This window comes from Rhizobium sp. CNPSo 3670, from assembly GCF_057784555.1.
On sequence record NZ_JBXSOL010000021.1, the window covers coordinates 18,393 to 34,885 of the forward strand.

At 61.8% G+C, this 16,493-nt stretch carries 16 protein-coding genes; 8 read left to right on the forward strand and 8 right to left on the reverse strand.

Annotated features, from left to right (window positions below):
* Positions 1–5 precede the first annotated feature (5 nt).
* Positions 6–923 (reverse strand): LysR family transcriptional regulator, encoded by a 918-nt coding sequence (locus AC13QO_RS20950; RefSeq protein WP_488541695.1) that lies wholly within the window; start codon positions 921–923, stop codon positions 6–8.
* Positions 924–1,016: 93 nt separating this feature from the next.
* Here AC13QO_RS20950 and AC13QO_RS20955 point away from each other — a divergent pair, with 93 nt between their 5' ends.
* From AC13QO_RS20955 to AC13QO_RS20965, 3 genes are all read left to right on the forward strand, one after another.
* Positions 1,017–1,772, forward strand: a complete 756-nt coding sequence (locus AC13QO_RS20955) for an SDR family NAD(P)-dependent oxidoreductase (protein WP_488541696.1) — start codon at positions 1,017–1,019, stop codon at positions 1,770–1,772.
* A 105-nt stretch (positions 1,773–1,877) separates the two neighbouring features.
* Positions 1,878–2,294: an MAPEG family protein gene (locus tag AC13QO_RS20960; RefSeq protein WP_488541697.1), complete on the forward strand. Its 417-nt coding sequence runs from the start codon at positions 1,878–1,880 to the stop codon at positions 2,292–2,294.
* Between the two features lie 263 nt (positions 2,295–2,557).
* Positions 2,558–3,190: a TetR family transcriptional regulator gene (locus AC13QO_RS20965; protein ID WP_488541698.1), complete on the forward strand. Its 633-nt coding sequence runs from the start codon at positions 2,558–2,560 to the stop codon at positions 3,188–3,190.
* Positions 3,191–3,196: 6 nt separating this feature from the next.
* Here the strand turns inward: AC13QO_RS20965 and AC13QO_RS20970 are convergent, their stop codons facing one another.
* A complete protein-coding gene (locus tag AC13QO_RS20970; RefSeq protein ID WP_488541699.1) occupies positions 3,197–4,153 on the reverse strand; it encodes a LysR substrate-binding domain-containing protein in 957 nt (318 codons plus the stop codon).
* 307 nt (positions 4,154–4,460) lie between these two features.
* On the opposite strand from AC13QO_RS20970, the gene AC13QO_RS20975 reads away from it, so the two are divergent.
* Positions 4,461–4,760, forward strand: coding sequence for a DUF1127 domain-containing protein (locus tag AC13QO_RS20975; RefSeq protein WP_097597819.1), 300 nt, complete (start codon positions 4,461–4,463; stop codon positions 4,758–4,760).
* 121 nt (positions 4,761–4,881) lie between these two features.
* Here AC13QO_RS20975 and AC13QO_RS20980 read toward each other — a convergent pair whose 3' ends face one another.
* The 5 genes from AC13QO_RS20980 to AC13QO_RS21000 form a co-directional block, all read right to left on the reverse strand.
* Positions 4,882–5,745, reverse strand: coding sequence for a DUF937 domain-containing protein (locus AC13QO_RS20980; protein WP_097597818.1), 864 nt, complete (start codon positions 5,743–5,745; stop codon positions 4,882–4,884).
* Positions 5,746–5,896: 151 nt separating this feature from the next.
* Positions 5,897–7,270 carry a glutamate--cysteine ligase gene (locus tag AC13QO_RS20985; protein WP_285194815.1) on the reverse strand — a complete coding sequence of 458 codons (1,374 nt, stop codon included), beginning with the start codon at positions 7,268–7,270 and terminating at the stop codon, positions 5,897–5,899.
* A gap of 144 nt (positions 7,271–7,414) precedes the next feature.
* Positions 7,415–8,152, reverse strand: a complete 738-nt coding sequence (locus tag AC13QO_RS20990; protein WP_085777081.1) for a 16S rRNA (uracil(1498)-N(3))-methyltransferase — start codon at positions 8,150–8,152, stop codon at positions 7,415–7,417.
* 17 nt (positions 8,153–8,169) lie between these two features.
* Positions 8,170–9,666 carry an inorganic phosphate transporter gene (locus AC13QO_RS20995; RefSeq protein ID WP_488541700.1) on the reverse strand — a complete coding sequence of 499 codons (1,497 nt, stop codon included), beginning with the start codon at positions 9,664–9,666 and terminating at the stop codon, positions 8,170–8,172.
* Positions 9,667–9,730: 64 nt separating this feature from the next.
* Positions 9,731–10,243 (reverse strand): NUDIX hydrolase, encoded by a 513-nt coding sequence (locus AC13QO_RS21000; RefSeq protein ID WP_285194812.1) that lies wholly within the window; start codon positions 10,241–10,243, stop codon positions 9,731–9,733.
* Between the two features lie 261 nt (positions 10,244–10,504).
* On the opposite strand from AC13QO_RS21000, the gene AC13QO_RS21005 reads away from it, so the two are divergent.
* On the forward strand, positions 10,505–11,383 hold the full coding sequence (locus tag AC13QO_RS21005; RefSeq protein WP_085777084.1) for a LysR substrate-binding domain-containing protein: 879 nt from the start codon (positions 10,505–10,507) through the stop codon (positions 11,381–11,383).
* Between the two features lie 97 nt (positions 11,384–11,480).
* Entirely contained in the window at positions 11,481–12,638 is a 1,158-nt protein-coding gene (locus AC13QO_RS21010; protein ID WP_488541701.1) for an adenosylhomocysteinase, read from the forward strand.
* Between the two features lie 87 nt (positions 12,639–12,725).
* On the opposite strand, the gene AC13QO_RS21015 is transcribed toward AC13QO_RS21010, so the two are convergent.
* Positions 12,726–13,622 (reverse strand): LysR family transcriptional regulator, encoded by an 897-nt coding sequence (locus AC13QO_RS21015; RefSeq protein ID WP_085777086.1) that lies wholly within the window; start codon positions 13,620–13,622, stop codon positions 12,726–12,728.
* Positions 13,623–13,779: 157 nt separating this feature from the next.
* On the opposite strand from AC13QO_RS21015, the gene AC13QO_RS21020 reads away from it, so the two are divergent.
* Both AC13QO_RS21020 and glcE read left to right on the forward strand, forming a co-directional pair.
* The gene (locus AC13QO_RS21020; RefSeq protein WP_285194809.1) at positions 13,780–15,219 is read left to right on the forward strand and encodes an FAD-linked oxidase C-terminal domain-containing protein; all 1,440 of its coding nucleotides are present in this window, start codon (positions 13,780–13,782) and stop codon (positions 15,217–15,219) included.
* On the forward strand, positions 15,216–16,415 hold the full coding sequence (gene glcE, locus AC13QO_RS21025) for a glycolate oxidase subunit GlcE (protein ID WP_488541702.1): 1,200 nt from the start codon (positions 15,216–15,218) through the stop codon (positions 16,413–16,415). Before AC13QO_RS21020 ends, glcE begins: the two co-directional genes overlap by 4 nt.
* Positions 16,416–16,493 lie beyond the last annotated feature (78 nt).

The following is a 16,493-nucleotide window of genomic DNA, read 5'->3' on the forward strand; positions in this document are numbered from 1 at the left end:
CGGCATCAGCTCTTTCGCCGCCAAACCGGATTTGACAGTCTCGCCATCATGAAATCGGAAAGGACCTCGACCTTCGCTGGCCGGTTGCGAGCAGAAGGTGTGACGAAATACACTGCGCCTGTTGGCAGCGTCCAGCCGGGAAGGATCGGCTTCAGCCGGCCGTCTATGAGATAGTCATGTGCGAGAAACTCGGGTAGCTCGATGATCCCGAGGCCGCGTAGCGCCATTGGCACCAAAGCTTGCGAATTGGTGGCCTTGAGAGAGCCACTTGGTACGATGACCTCCTCCTTACCTTCACTGTTGCGCAGGCGCCAGACATCCTGCCGCGCCCTGTAGGAGTATCCGAGGCAATGATGAGCCGCTAGTTCGCTCGGATGTTCCGGCACGCCGTACCGATCGAGATATGCGGGTGCAGCGAGAATGAAGCGATCCACCGGCGTCAGCCTGCGCGCGACCAATGACGAATCCGGCAGCACCGCGATTCTGAGCGCCGCATCAAAGCCTTCTCCTACGATATCGACGACGGCATCGCTCATGTGCAGGTCGATCGAAATCTCCGGAAAGAGCTCGAAAAACTCAGGCAGGACCGGCGCCAGCCAGCGTGTCCCGAAGGCCATCGGTGCGGCAAGCCTGATGAGCCCCTTCGGCCGGGTGGCAATCTCCCTGGCAGTGTCCTCTGCCATCTCGGCTTCCGCATAGATTCGTGCGGCGCTGTCGACCAGTCGCAGGCCGAATTCAGTCAACGCGAGCTGCCGAGAGGTGCGGTTAAAGAGCCTTGCCCCCAGCCTGTGCTCAAGACGGCTCACGGCGCGCGAAACGGTCGGCACTGACACGCCGAGCGTCTGTGCAGCCCGAAGGAAAGAACGCTCTTCGGCGACCTTCGCAAACATCGCCAGACCCTCGAAATCGGGAAACTTGTTCATTTCATTCCTGAAACAATAGCTTTCAATTCTTTCTATTCCGAAAGAATGCCCCCGTCCATATCTCAGCTTCAGTCGAACCAAAGGAGACGACAAATGACCCAACGATTGAATGCGAAGATTGCGGTTATCACCGGCGCCACGTCTGGCATTGGCCTTGCAACGGCCAGGCGCTTCGTCGCTGAGGGCGCACGGGTTTTCATCACGGGCCGTCGCAAGGACGTTCTCGATGCGGCAGTCGCTGAGATCGGCGGCGGGGTTGTGGGAATTCAGGCTGACTCAGCCAATCCATCCGACCTCGACCGCCTCTATGAACGGGTGAAGGCAGAAGCTGGGAAAGTCGACGTGCTCTTCGTCAACGCGGGTGGCGGCTCCATGTTGCCCCTCGGCGAAATTACCGAAGAGCAGTATGACGACACGTTCGATCGGAACGTGAAGGGAGTTCTCTTTACGGTGCAGAAGGCCTTGCCACTGCTTTCGGCAGGATCATCGATCATCCTGACAGGATCGACAGCAGGCTCGACCGGGACACCTGCCTTCAGCGTTTACGCTGCATCGAAAGCCGCTCTGCGCAGTTTTGCGCGCAACTGGATCCTCGACTTGAAGGATCGCGGGATTCGGGTCAACACGCTTAGCCCTGGCCCGACGGAAACGACCGGACTGGTCGAATTGGCGGGTAAGGACCCAGTGCAACAGCAGGGCCTGCTTGACGTCCTGGCGGCCCAGGTGCCAATGGGCAGGGTCGGCCGTGCCGAGGAAGTTGCCGCTGCCGCACTCTTCCTCGCTTCGGAGGATTCCAGCTTCGTCACCGGTGCCGAACTCTTCGTCGATGGCGGCAGCGCCCAGGTGTGAAGACGATATCGGGTTTGCGGATGCCGGCGGCGAGCCGCTGGCACCCGCTTATCCTTTCCGCTAATGCTGCCGATGACATACGAAAGTGGAAAGGAAGTGGCGATCATGACCAGCTATGAAATCTTCTGGCCACTCCTTGCCCATGTGGCCCTGGTCTATGGTCTCTACGGGCTTCTTGGCTTGAGGCGAAAGAAAATGGTCCGAGCCGGAAAAGTCGCTCGGTCGGATTACCGAGAAAATCGCGGCGAGCCGGTCGAAAGCCTCGTTGTGAAGAACGCTCTCGCCAACCAGTTCGAACTGCCGGTGCTCTTCTATGCCTGCAGCATTCTCCTTTATATCACGCAGGCCGACAACATCTTCACCGTCAGTCTTGCGTGGATCTTCGTCGCGCTGCGTTATGCTCACGCCGCCGTTCACGTCACCAGCAATGAAATGCGCTATCGCAGTCCTCTTTTTGCGGCAGGCTACCTTGTGCTCGCTGTCCTGTGGGTCTGGCTCGCTGTGTGGATGGCGATGGACTGACTTGCGTCGATCGCACCTGACCGAACGCGCGCCTGTACCAAGGTAGGTCCGCCGCTTATCCCTGTTCTCACACAACCTTTCGAAGTCTTTTCAATCCCCGTCAATTAGCGCGATATGCTGCGAGGGCTTGATTTCACAGGCTTTTGCCGGTCGTTAAAATGTGAACTTTTCCATTTACCGCTGATGAAGGCCTGCAATGTCATATCCGCTCGATGCGGTGGTGGCAGATAGCTCCTCCGCGAAACAATAAGAATGGGAACGACATGGGCGCGGAAAGCATGGATCGCATCGGCTTGCGCAGGCAGCCGAAGCAGGAGCGCAGTATCCAGAGGCTGGATCTTATCCTCGCCGCCGCCGCCAAGATCATCGCCAAAAAGGGCGTCAGCGCCATGCGGATGACGGAACTCGCGATCGCCGCCAAGGTGCCGATCGGCTCGGTTTACCAGTATTTTCCCGAGAAGGCGGCGATCGTAAAAGCCCTGTTCGACCAGCACGCTTCGGCGATCCAGGCGAAGACGGCGGCGATGTTCAGCGATGTGCAGTCACTCGATCAGGCCCTCGATCGCGTCTGCGCCACCATCGACTGGTATTACGAATCTTATCGCGACGATCCCGTCTATCGCGGCGTCTGGATGGGAACCGAAACCGATCAGGATCTGCTTCGGCTGAACATCGAGCATAGCGGTCGCGTCGCCGGTATCTTTCATGACGCCGTAAGCAGGTTGGCTCCCGACCTTTGCGACGAGGAAATGTTCGCGCGCACTTACCTTTTCAGCCACCTGATCGGCGCCGTCGTCCGGCTTGCCGCTGTCAGCGAAGAGACCATAGCGCGGCGCATGCTCGGCGAGTGGAAGCGCGTCATCCGCGCCTCCCTTTTTGCAGCCAGCGCCGCCTGAGCCTTTCTACCAGCTCGGCACCATGTTGGCGGCCCTCGGCCGCGGGTAAAGCCGCGCCTGAGCCGATTTGACATCCGCGTCCAGACCGTCGTCGACGACAGCCGGCGTGATGTTGTCGAGGCAGGCAGTGATATGCGCCGTAATCGCGTTCATCAGCGACAGCGAGACGCCTGGCCGCTTCATGATGCCGATCTGCACCGGCGGCAGCGCCGGGAAACCGTCGGCCTGGCTTAGCACCTTCATGCCCGTCCGCAGCGCCGATTCCGGCATGACCGAGACCGCCATGCCGGCCAGCACCGCCGCGGCGACGACGGTGCAGGACCAGCTGGTGAACAGGATCTGGTGCTCGCGGCCGACGGCATCGAGAGCCGAGCAGGCGAGCTGGCGCCATTGGCAGTCGCGGCGGCCGACGGCAAGCGGCACCGGCGCGTCGTCGCGGATCGGATGGTTGGCCGAGCCGACCCAGCAGAGCGGCTCGGTTCTCACCACATCGGACATGCGCTCGCGCGGATTGTGGGTGACGAGCGCGATGTCGAGCTCACCCTTGTGCATGCGCTCGGCGAGATCCACCGAGGGCTCGCAGACGATGTAGAGCTCGACGTTCGGATGGGTCTTGGCAAAGCGGCCGATGATTTCAGGCATATAGCGGTCGGCATAATCATCCGGCGTACCGATGCGCAGCGTCCCCTCCAGCCTGTTGTCGTCGAAGGCGGCGATCGCCTCATTGTTGAGGCGGATGATGCGGCGGGCGTAATTGAGCAGTTTTTCCCCCTCGACCGTCAGCCGGTTACCGCGGCCGTCCTTGATGAACAGCTGCTTGCCGATGCGCTCTTCGAGACGGCGCATCTGCATGGAGACGGCGGATTGGGTCTTGTAGACCCTGTCGGCGGCCTTGGTGAAGCTGCCGGAATCGACGATGGCGATGAAAGTCTGCAACTGGTCGAGATCAAGAGGCGCGGACATGGGTTCACCTATAAAGATAGCTGATGATAATCATTAGAAACATTCGTTGGACTGATCAATAGGTCTTTGGCATCTTCGAGATGCAAATCAAGCAAAGTGAAGGACAGACACCCTGCCTGTCCTACAGCGCCGCGCGTCTTTTCAGACGCGCAAAAGGACGCTGTAGCATTTTGAGTGGCTGCATAATTTTATCCTTAAATCAATTCCGATTTAAGGAATTAAGCAGTGCCGAATCCAGCCTGCTCCCTTCCGCACGACCTCGCGGCAGGGGTGGGTTGTTGCGTGCCCCGAAAGAAAGGAGAGTTCGATGCACACGACAGACCGGACACTAGAACTCGACTGCGGTAAGCTTACCCCGACGTTTTACCAGCGTCTGGCGGCAGGCCTTGCGCCGTTGACCTTCCTCTTTCGCGTGTTCCGCAATCGCATGGAGATCAACGCGCTGCATGATCTGAACGACGCGCAGCTGAGGGACATCGGCCTCACTCGGGCCGACCTGACCTCGGCGTTCCTGGCCTCGACTTTTTTTGAGGACCCGTCGGAACATCTGACGCGCTCGGCGCGTAATCGTTGGCGCCTGCAGTTCTTCCGCTCCTCCGACGAGTAGGAGCGCGAGTTTCCCCGCAGGGTGATAGCCAATAGCCCTGCCGCTTGACCCGGTGATCGGCTTTCCCAGCCATCGCCGGGTCTTTTTATGCGTGCCGGATGTTGGCTGGACGCGACGCGCGTTAGGTCTCTGACGAAGGCTTCGGCCGGTAGGTTTCGAAGATCGCCTCCAGATTCCTCTGATAGCTCTTCTGCACCTCCAGCCCGCTGTCGAACATGGCGTTCAGCATTTCGGCATAGCTCTCGGCATTGAGTTTTTGCTCTTCCTTCGGCGCTGCCTGCGTCTTCGCTGCCGGCTTTTGGGCCGCCGGCTGCTGGCTGAGGCCGGCCATCATCTCCTGGAAAGCCTTGGCGAAGGGATTGTCGAGGAAGGGGTTGGGTTGAGGCGCCGGTTCGGGCTTCGGTGCCGAAAACATCGTCTGCATCGCTTGCGTGAACGGGTTGTCGAAGATGCTGGCTTCAGGAGCAGTCTTTGGCTTCGGTGCGAAGCCCGTGCTTTCCAGCCATTTCTGGATGGTCTCGCCCATCGCCGTGTTGACGAAGGGATTGACGGGCGCGGCCATCTGACCGGTCGTTTGCTTGAAGAGCCCGCCCATCAGCGTATCTGCCAGCACCGGCAGCATCTGTTTGTAGATTTCCTGCCCGATCCCGGTCATCTGGGCGGCCTGGGCTGCGATCGCCCGCGAAACCTCTTTGGAGCCGAAGAGCTGGGCGAGGATATTGTTGCCGTCGGAAATGCCCTCGGGCGTGAAAGCCCGGCTCATATCTTCGAAATAACGTGCGTAATTGCCGGAGGCGACGGCCTGCATCAATCCGACGAAATCGTAAGGATTACTGGTGCTGCGCTTCAGGCCGGCGGAAAAGGCCGGCATCAGCGCCGCCATGGCCTTCGTTGCCTGCTCCTGCGCCAGGTTGAATTGACGGGCGACCGCTTCCATCGCTGCGCCGTTCTGCGCCTGCATCATCATGTCGAAGAGTGGCAGCATGGAGGTCCCTTTCCCCGAGTCGTGACGCGTGTAACGCCACTATATCCGGAAAAGGTAATGTGCAAACGGCTTTTTGCCATAAGAACTTAAAGCTGTTCCGGCAAAGGCGCGGAGTGAGGTATCCGAGCTGGAGAGTGCCGGTGCGGCAAACCTAATACTGGTAGTCCTCGAAGACCGGCTCGACGGAAAGCTGCCAGCGGCCGTGATAGAGCGACAGCAGATCCTCGGCGAGCGTTGCCTTCTTGGCGAGCACTTCGTCGAGCGGCGCCAGGAAGATGCTCTCGTCCTGCCCTTCGCCGTTGAGCTTGCCGCGGGCTTTGAGGCCGGCCCTCGATATGCCCAACACCTCGCGCGCCGTCTCGAGAAGCGAGTGCCCGTGAAATTCAGCCTGCAGCCCTTCGGCCGGAACGGCGTTGCGCAGGGCGCTGACCTCGGCAAAGCTCCAATCCTTGGTCAGCTGGTCGGCTGCCTCGAGGGCTGCATCTTCATAGAGCAGGCCGACCCAGAAGGCCGGCAGTGCACAGATGCGCCGCCACGGGCCGCCGTCGGCACCGCGCATTTCGAGGAAACGTTTCAGCCGCACGTCGGGGAAGAGCGTCGAAAGATGGTTCGTCCAGTCGCCCATCGTCGGCTCCGGATCGGCGACCTCGCCCTTCAATGCACCATTCATGAACTGACGGAAGGTGACGTGCGTACAGTCGTGATAGCGCCCGTTGCGGACGATGAAATACATCGGCACGTCGAGCGCCCATTCGGCGTAATCGCGGAAACCGAAGTCGTCGCGGAAGGTGAAGTCGAGCAGGCCGGCGCGTCGGTTGTCGACATCGCGCCAGATATCGCCACGCCAGGAAAGCAAACCGTTCGGCTTGCCTTCCGTGAAGGGCGAGGAGGCAAACAGCGCAGTCGCCAGCGATTGCAGCTTCATCGAGACACGCATCTTCTTGCGCATGTCGTCTTCCGAGGAGAAATCGAGATTCACCTGGATCGTGCAGGTGCGATACATCATGTCGAGACCCTTGGTGCCGACCTTCGGCATATAGCGGGTCATGATCTCGTAGCGCGATTTCGGCATCTGCGGAGTCTCGGCATAGGTCCATTTCGGACTGCCGCCGATGCCGAGGAAGCGGATGCCCATCGGCTCGGCGATCTCGCGCAGCGTCGCCAGGTGCTGGTTCGATTCCTTGCAGGTCTGGTGGATCGTTTCCAGCGGCGCGCCGGAGAGTTCGAACTGGCCGCCGGGTTCGATCGAGATCGCGCCCATGCCGTTCTGTTCGGCAAGGCCGATGATGTTGCCGCCGTCCACGATCGGCTCCCAGCCGCTCTTTTTCTGCAGGCCGGTGAGCAGGGCAGAAATGCTCGCATCGCCAAAATAGGGAACCGGGCTGTTGTCGGCGCGGAAGAAGGCGAACTTCTCATGTTCGGTGCCGATCCGGAAGCGCTCCCGCGGCTTGTTGCCCGCGGCGATGTAATCGGTCAGATCCTGAACCGAAGAGAGCGGCGTCTGGTCGGTAGTGTCGCGGGCCATGCGGGGTACCTGTATTCAAGAAAGCGCCCAGGGGGCGGGCAATTGGAAGGTGATTAGGACCCAAGCCACGTTTGTTGCAAGTGAAATTCTTTCAACGACGCATCAAAAAAACAGCAGTGATTTCCCCTTCAACCGTTTTCCCGGTCACGTCCAGTCGCCGATCGCCGCCTGGACCACCGCCAGCGCCGCAACGGCCGCCGTATCTGCCCTGAGGATGCGCGGCCCGAGCGGAATGGCGGTGACGAAATCGAGGCTTCGAAGCCGCGCCCGCTCTTCTTCCGAAAAGCCGCCTTCCGGCCCGACGAGCAGAGCGAGATGCCTTTCCTGGATGGCTGCCAGCACCGGCAGCGGGTTTTGCCCGGCATCGCCCTCGTCGCAATAGATGATGCGCCGCTCGCTCGGCCAATGGTCGAGCAGATCGAAAAGTCTCACTGGTTCCGCCACATCAGGGATGCCGAGAACGCCGCATTGCTCCGCCGCCTCGACGACATTGGCACGCAGTTTGTCGAGATTGGTGATTTTGCCCTGCACGTGCTGGGTCATGACGGGCTGCAGCAAGCCGGCGCCCATTTCGACAGCCTTCTGCACGAGATAATCCATGCGGCCGACTTTGAGCGGCGCGAACAGATAATGCAGGTCGCAAGGCGCCGGCTGTGGCCGCGTCTGCTCGATCGCCGTCAGCTGGATGCGTTTGCGCGTGGGGAAGGAAAGGGAGGCCTTCCACTCGCCGTCCCGGCCGTTGAAGAGCAGGATCTCCGCAGCGTTCTCCATTCTCAGCACATTGGCGAGATAGTTGAACTGATCGGCATTCGCCTCCACGACGGCGCCGCTGGAAAGGGGCGCGTCGACGAAAAGCCGTTGCATGCGGAAATTGGCGCGCATTCGAAAAACCTGGAGCCTCAGATGAAGAGCGCGAACATAACCCAATAAATCATCGCCGCAAGCGCCCCCGATACCGGGACGGTGATGATCCAGGCCGCGATGATCGTCATGAAATGTGAGCGGCGCACAAGGTAGCGCCGCCGCCGTTCATGAATATTCGGCTCCTCCGGTTCATCCAGTTCCCAGCTCTCGGCCTTGCGCCTGATATAGGCGATGCGGCGCTTGGAACGGCGGGTGTACCATTCGCGGAAGAAGCCGACGCCGAAGACGGCGCCGACGGCAATATGCGTGGTGCTGACCGGCAGGCCGAGCCAGGAGGCGACTATGACGGTGAAGGCGGTCGACAGCGCGACGCAATAGGCGCGCATCGGGTTGAGCTTGGTGATCTCTTCGCCGACGAGGCGGATGAGGCGCGGCCCGAAGAGCAGCAGGCCGACGGAGATGCCGAAGGCGCCGATCAGCATTACCCAGAGGGGCGGATGGCCGACGCCGTCGCCGCCGATACCCACCGAATGGACGATCGCCGAAAGCGGCCCGACTGCGTTGGAAACGTCGTTTGCGCCATGCGCGAATGACAGCAGCGCCGCCGAGCCGATCAGCGGCAGCCGGAACAGCACCCGCAGTGAGCTGTTGCGGTTTTCGAGATCCCGCGCCTGGGCGAGGACGAGCGGCCGAACGGCAAGCCAGCTCACCAGCCCCATGCCGATTCCGATCAGAATGACGGTGAAGGGCGGAAATCTGCCGATCGGCGACAGCTGCAGCAGCATATAGGCCATGAAGCCGCCGGCCATCGTCGCGACCAACACCGGCACCCAGCGCCGCGCCGCTGCGATTTTGTCGTCGCGATAGATGATGAGGGTCTTGACGAGATAGAGCAGACCGGCCGCGATCAGTCCGCCGAGCAGCGGCGAGGTGATCCAGCTCGAGGTGATCTCAAACATCACCCGCCAATTCACCGCCTCCGGCCCCACAGCTGAGATGCCGGCCCCGATCACTGCGCCGACGATCGCATGCGTGGTGGAAACCGGCGCATTCATCCAGGTTGCAAGGTTGATCCAAAGGGCTGCGGCGGTCAGCGCCGCCATCATGATCCAGCCGAGCACCGCCGGCGACACCTGGCCGGCATCGACGATGTCGGAGGAAATCGTCTTGACCACTTCGCCGCCCGCGATCGTAGCGCCTAAGACCTCGAAGATCGCAGCGATGACAAGCGCCTGGCCCATCGTCATGGCGCGTGCGCCTACGGCCGCACCGACATTGTTGGTCACGTCATTGGCGCCGATATTCATCGCCATGTAGCCGGCAAGGGCCGCTGCCGCCACGACGAGCACGGCGCCCGGACGGTCGAAGACGTAGACGCCTGCAAAGAGCATGACGATGCCGACGAAAATCAGCCCGAGCCCAGGCGCCACCAGCCGCCGCGCAACATGCTTCGCCGCGTCCTCGACATAGGTAATCTTATCGAGGTCCTTGTCGAGCGTGCGTTTCGTCAGAACTGCGGGACGGGGCGGCATTCATTTTCCTGAAGGATGAAATCTGCTTCTACGCTGCTTTCCTAGCAGTGCAAGATGGCAGGATTCATTCCACCGGAATTTGTTTCGTCGCCTTGGCCGAGAGTCTGTCGGTCATCTTTTGCTTGAAGGCGAGGAAGAGATTGCGAAGTTCTGGTTCGCGGACGCGGCTGGCCGCCTCGTCGCATGAGACCCATTCGATGGTGCGCTCGCCCTTTTCCTTGAAGTTCTTCGCCAAGTCGGTAACCTCAAGCGGATAGACCTGCACCTTGCAGACGACCTGCACCCCGTCACGCAGCACCTTCTGATAGGTGTAGAAACCCAGCGTTTCCGCCTCGGCCGCGCCGCGTACGCCGGCTTCTTCCAAGGCTTCCTGCGCGGCGACCTCATGAGCGCACTTACCGTTCATCGGCCAGCCCTTGGGAATGACCCAGCGGCCGGTGTCGCGGCTCGTCATCAGCAGAACTTCGACCTCAGCGCTTTTCTTCTTCACCCGGTAACAGATGGCACCATATTGCTGTCGCGGCGGGCGCCGGAACATCAGTTGCACATCGGATGCCAATCGGGCGAGAAGAGTCAATTGTCGGGTCACCTTTGCATGGTTGTTAGGAATCACTCATATACGTGTATCACGGAACCCTGACGCAATCCAAAGCCGCGGGCGATCCAAAACATGATTAGCCGCCGTTTTTAGGGGAAATCGAGCTGGGGCAGGCTCAGAAATCCGTCGCGGCCTGTTTCGAATGCGTCATATTGCACAGGTGTACAGTATGAGTCGGTCCGGACCCCTAATCAATGCCGGGACGAATTGTTCCCCTATCATTTTGCCAATGTGGTAATTATGCGTCTCCCGCCCCTCAATGCCGTCCGCGCCTTCGTGTCCGTCTGCCGCCATGGTAGCATTCTGAAGGCTTCCGAGGAGCTGAACGTGGTGCGCGGCGCCGTGCGCCAGCAGATTGCCACGCTGGAGAATCACTTCGGCCGGAAGCTTTTCACGCGCGACGGCCGCAGGCTGGTCCCGACACCAGAGGCGAGCGCGTTCGCCGAGGCTGCGAGCGCGGCTTTCGATATTCTGCAGCGGGCCGCTTTGGATTTCGAGGGTGCCGCACCTGGCCGTATTCGCCTCGGCGTGCCTTCCGCCTTCGCGGTCTGGTGGCTGATGCCGCGCGTTGCGGATATGCAGGCAAGCCTCGGCGATACTCTGATTGACATCGTGCCGATGGCCGTGGCCGAGCCGCTGCAGATGCACCCGGAACTGGATGCGGTGATCATGGGCGGCGAATACCGGCCGGCTGCAGGAATTGTCGCGCTGCGCTTCATGGAGGACGAATTCGGTCCCGTCGCCATCCCGGCGCTTGCCGCGACATTGTCCGCAGGACTCGGCGCGATGGGCGCTCTGACGCAACTCGTCAGCCGCAGCGTTCCGCGGTTATGGGACGACTGGTTCGCCGAAAGCGGCACGCCGCCGGTCAGCTTTTCCCGCCGGCAGGAATTCGAGGATCTGCTGCTGGCGCTCGCCGCTGCCCGCTCCGGGCTCGGCATCGCGCTTGCGCCGCGCGCCTCGATAGAGGACGACCTCGCACGTGGGCAACTGGCCGCGCCCTTCGGCTTCATTTCCCGGCCGTCGGGTTACAGTCTCTGCTGCCGCACGCCGGATGCCAAGCGGCCGGCCTTAGCGGCCTTGTCCGCCTGGCTGCTTCGCTGCGGAACACCGGCCTGAAAGGGCAGTTTTTCTGCTCCAGCGCCAGAATTACGTCCATGTCCGCCTTACTGCCGCTGCGCTAATACAGGCGCGGAAACGGAAAAAGGAAGAGAAGATGGAAAGCACCGCAACCCGCATCGACTGGATCGGCAGCGTCTGTCGGCTGCTCAAGGCAACAGCGGCGGAATTCGAGCGCACGCGCCCTTTCGATGGCCTGTCGATCGGCACCGGCATCCATCTGGAGCCGAAGACGGTGGCGCTTCTCATGACGCTTCGTGCCGGCGGAGCGCGCCTCGTTTGCACCGGCAATCTCAACAGCACCCAGCCCTCGACGGTCGAGTTCCTGCGCGCACAGGGCATCACTGTCTTTGCGACCCTGACGACCGATGCCGCGGCCCATCACCAGAGCCTGGAAGCTGTGATCGCCGAAAGGCCGGATCTGCTGCTCGATAATGGCGGCGATCTTTTCGCCATCGCCGTGGAAAAGCCTTTCGCCAATCTTCTCGGCGGCACCGAGGAGACGACGTCCGGCCGCACGCGGCTGTTGCCGATGCGCGCACGCCTGAACATGCCGATCCTCGTCATCAACGACAGCCCGATCAAGCAGTTTGCCGAGAACCGGCATGCGGTCGGTCAGAGCCTGTTCGAGAGCTTTCTTCGCTTCACCAATCGCTCCACCAATGGCAAACGGGTGACGGTTTTCGGCTATGGCGCCTGTGGCAAGGGCACGGCCGCCTGTTTTCGCAATGCTTTTTCCACCGTCAGCGTTGTCGACATCGATCCGGTGACGACGCTCGAAGCCCATCTCGACGGTTTCGTGACGCCCTTGCGCGACGCCGCGATCCGCTCGGCCGATATCCTCATCACCGTCACCGGTTTTCCCGCTATTGTGACGGCGGCCGATCTGCCGCTTCTCAAGGATGGCGCGATCCTGATGAATGGCGGCCATTTTCCGCTGGAGATCGATGTCGAAGCCTTTCGGCGCCATCCCGATGTCGCCGGCATCGACCGATATGAGGCCGAGCATATCGAGACCTTCCATCTGAAGGATGGCCGTTCGTTCCACGTGCTTGGCCGTGGCCATATGGCCAACCTTGCCGGTCCCCGGCCGCTCGGCAATTCCGCCGAGTCGATGGACCTCGGCTTCACGCTTCAGGCCCGCTGCCTGGAGCGGATCGCGAAAGGCGAGGCCGGTGCCGAAGCCTGCGTGGTGCCGGTGCCCTCCGATATCGATGCGATGGTGGCGAGCGCCTATCTCGATCTCTGGCGTTAGAGCATGTCGGGAAATCAAGACTGAAAGCGTGGGCCGAGCGGATCTAGAAGATCGCGGCGCGCTTTAAGCCGAGGCAGCGGATCTGCGTCAGAGCTCCCAATAAGGGACGGGACCATAAAGCTCGGCCAGATAGTCGATGAACAGCCGCACTTTGGCCGGCAGGAACTGGCGGCTGGGATAGACGGCCGACAGGCCGACATTCTGTGAGCCCTCATAGGCCGGCAGCACCTGCACCAGTCGGCCGGACTTGAGTTCCTTGCCGATATCCCACGTCGAGCGCAGGGCAATTCCAAGGCCTGCGATCACCGCTTCGCGGATCACTTCGCTGGAATTGGTGATCAGCATGCCCTCCGGTCGCAGGCTGAGCGCACCCTCCGGCCCGATCAGCCGCCACGTGTCGTTGTTGTGCGCCGGAAGGCATCGGTGGTGTTTCAGATCCTCGATGTCCCCCGGTTGGCCATGCGCAGCGAGATAGTCCGACGAGGCACAGAGCACCCGTCGCACCGGCGCCAGCCGCCGGGCAACGAGGCTCGAATCCGTCAACTCGGCGATGCGGATCGCCAGATCGAAGCCGCCTCCGACGATGTCTGAGAATTCGTCCGTCAGCACCAGGTTAATGGCAAGCTCTGGATGCGCCTCCATGAAATTCTTCAAATGCGGCGCGATATGCATACGGCCGAAGGAGGTCGGCGCCGAGATCTTCAGCGTGCCGTGCATCTGCGCCGAGCGGCCGGAAATGTAAAATTCAGCCTCCTCCAACCCGGCGAGAATACCGAGGACACGGTCGTAAAAACCCTGTCCGGCTTCCGTCAGCGAGATCTGCCGCGTCGTGCGCTGCAGAAGCCGGGTGCCGAGCCGGTCCTCCAGCCGTTTGATCCGCTTGGAGACGACCGCGGGCGAAAAGCCGAGGGCCCGCCCGGCGAGCGACATGCTGCCCGTCGAAACGACCTTGGCAAAGATTTCGAGATCACCCAGATTGGTCATAAGGTTTTCAGACTTTTTCCCTTTTGACATAAGTGCTTAGCATTTGCGCCACTTTCGGGAAAGTGCTAAGCCGGTTCACCGGCGGCAGAGGCTGGCGGCCCGTCCCGCTGTCATCTTGCCGCTGCGATTTCCGGTCGTCAGGGTCAGGGAGGACACCATGTCCGACGCCATTCCGTTTCTCGCCCCGCGCGCCGATGTGCTGGCGCGCCGCGCCCGGATCGTTGCCGATCTCGCCGATCTTCTGCCGCCGGAATGCCTGGTTCATGAGGCGCGCGAGCTGGTGCCGTTCGAAACCGACGCCTTCGTGTCCTATCGCCGCCTGCCGCTCGCCGTCGCCCTGCCGCGCACCACGGCCGAGGTCGCGGCCATCATGCGCTATTGCCACCGCTACGGCATTCCCGTCGTGCCGCGCGGCGCCGGCACTTCGCTTTCCGGCGGCGCCATTCCGCAGGAGGATGCCGTCGTGCTCGGCCTGTCGAAGATGAACAGCATTCTCGAAATCGATCTGCCGAACCGTGTCGCCGTCGTTCAGGCGGGTGTCACCAATCTCAACATTTCCGAATCCGTCTCGGCCGACGGCTTCTTCTACGCGCCTGATCCGAGTTCGCAGCTCGCCTGCACCATCGGCGGCAATATCGGCATGAATTCCGGCGGCGCCCATTGCCTGAAATATGGCGTTACCACCAACAATCTGCTCGGCGTCAGAATGGTGCTTGTCGACGGCACGGTGATCGAGCTCGGCGGCAAGGCGCTGGATGCGGCCGGTTACGACCTGCTCGGCCTCGTCTGCGGCCACGAAGGCCAGCTCGGCATAGTCACCGAGGCAACGGTGCGGCTGATCGCCAAGCCGGAAGGTGCCCGTCCCGTGCTCTTCGGCTTCGAAAGCTCGGAAGAGGCCGGCGCCTGCGTTGCCGATATCATCGCCGCCGGCATCATCCCGGTTGCCATCGAATTCATGGACAAGCCGGCAATCGAAATCTGCGAGGCCTTCGCCCATGCCGGCTATCCCCTCGATGTCGGGGCGCTGCTGATCGTCGAGGTCGAGGGTTCGGAAGCCGAAATGGACGCCACCCTGAAGGATATCGTCGAGATCGCCCGCCGCCATGCTGTGAAGACCGTACGCGAATGTCAGTCGGCCACCGAGGCCGCGCTGATCTGGAAAGGGCGCAAATCCGCCTTCGGCGCCACCGGCCGCATCGCCGACTATATCTGCATGGACGGCACCGTGCCGCTCAGCCAGCTTTCCCATGTGCTGAAGAAGACCACGGAGATCGTCGATCATTACGGCCTGCGGGTTGCCAACGTCTTTCATGCCGGCGACGGCAACATGCATCCGCTGATCCTCTTCAATGCCAACGACCCCGAGGATGCCGCCCGCGCCGAAGCCGCCGGCAACGATATCCTCAAGCTCTGCGTCGACGCCGGCGGCTGCCTCACCGGCGAGCATGGCGTCGGCATCGAAAAGCGCGACCTGATGCGCCATCAATATTCGGAGGCCGATCTCGCCCAGCAGATGGCGGTGCGCGCCGCCTTCGATCCGGGCTGGCTCCTCAACCCATCGAAGGTCTTCCCGCTCGAAGGGCGCCCGTCCCAATGATCGATCTGATGCCCACAAGCGAGGAACAGGCGGCGGCGATCGTCCTCACACATGCGGAGACGAACCGGCCGCTCGCTATCTGTGGCGGTGATACGCGCTCGGGTTTCGGCAACGCCGTTGCATCGGAAGACCGGCTGCGATCGACCAGGCTTTCCGGCATCATCGCCTACAATCCCGGCGAGATGGTCATGACGGTCCGCTCGGGTACGCCGCTTGCCGAGGTCGAGGCGGCACTGTCCGAAGGCGGCCAGATGCTTGCCTTCGAGCCAATGGATCATCGGCCAATCATGCGCAGATCGGGCGAGCCGACGATCGGCGGCGTCTTTGCCGCCAATGTCTCCGGCCCGCGCCGCCTCATTGCGGGGGCTGCCCGCGACAGCCTGCTCGGCGTGCGCTTCGTCAACGGCAGGGGCGAGATCATCAAGGCCGGCGGCCGGGTGATGAAGAATGTGACCGGCCTCGATCTCGTCAAGCTGATCGCCGGCTCGCACGGCACGCTGGGTTTCATCACCGAACTGACCTTCCGCGTGCCGCCGCGCCCGAAGACGGAACAGACGCTGGTGCTCTCCGGCCTCAACGATGCCGAAGCGGCCAATGCCATGGCGGCGGCGATGGCGCTGCCGGTCGAGATCTCCGGTGCTGCCCATCTGCCGCTGACGGTGACCTGGAAATTCCTTGCCGGCAAATTGCCCGAGGGCGAGGCGACGGTTCTGCGCGTCGAAGGCTTGCCCGGTTCGGTCGACGTGCGCATCGAGAAGCTTGCGGCCGCGATGTCGGCCTTTGCCACGGTGACGCGGCTGGATGAGCCGGAAAGCCGCAGACTCTGGCGAGAAATCCGTGATGTATTACCCTATGCCGACGGCACGACGCGGCCGGTCTGGCGCGTTTCGGTTGCGCCGGGGACCGGCCATCAACTGGTCTCGGCACTCCGCCTCGAAGCCGGCGTCGACGCCTTCTACGACTGGCAGGGCGGTCTCGTCTGGATGAGGATGGAGGCGGATCCTGAAGCAGATCTGGTCCGCCGCTTCATCAAGGCGCTCGGCGGCGGCCATGCGACACTGATCCGTGCATCGGAGGCAGCGAGGGCGGCAACGGCGGCGTTCCATCCGGAGCCGGAGGCGGTGGCGATGCTGTCGCGGCGGGTGAGGGAAAAGTTCGATCCAGCTGGGATTTTTAATCCGGGGAAGATGGGGTGAGAAGATGAGTCTGTGCGCGGGTCACCCCCCTCTGTCCTGCCGGACATCTCCCCCACAAGGGGTGAGATCGGATCGGGG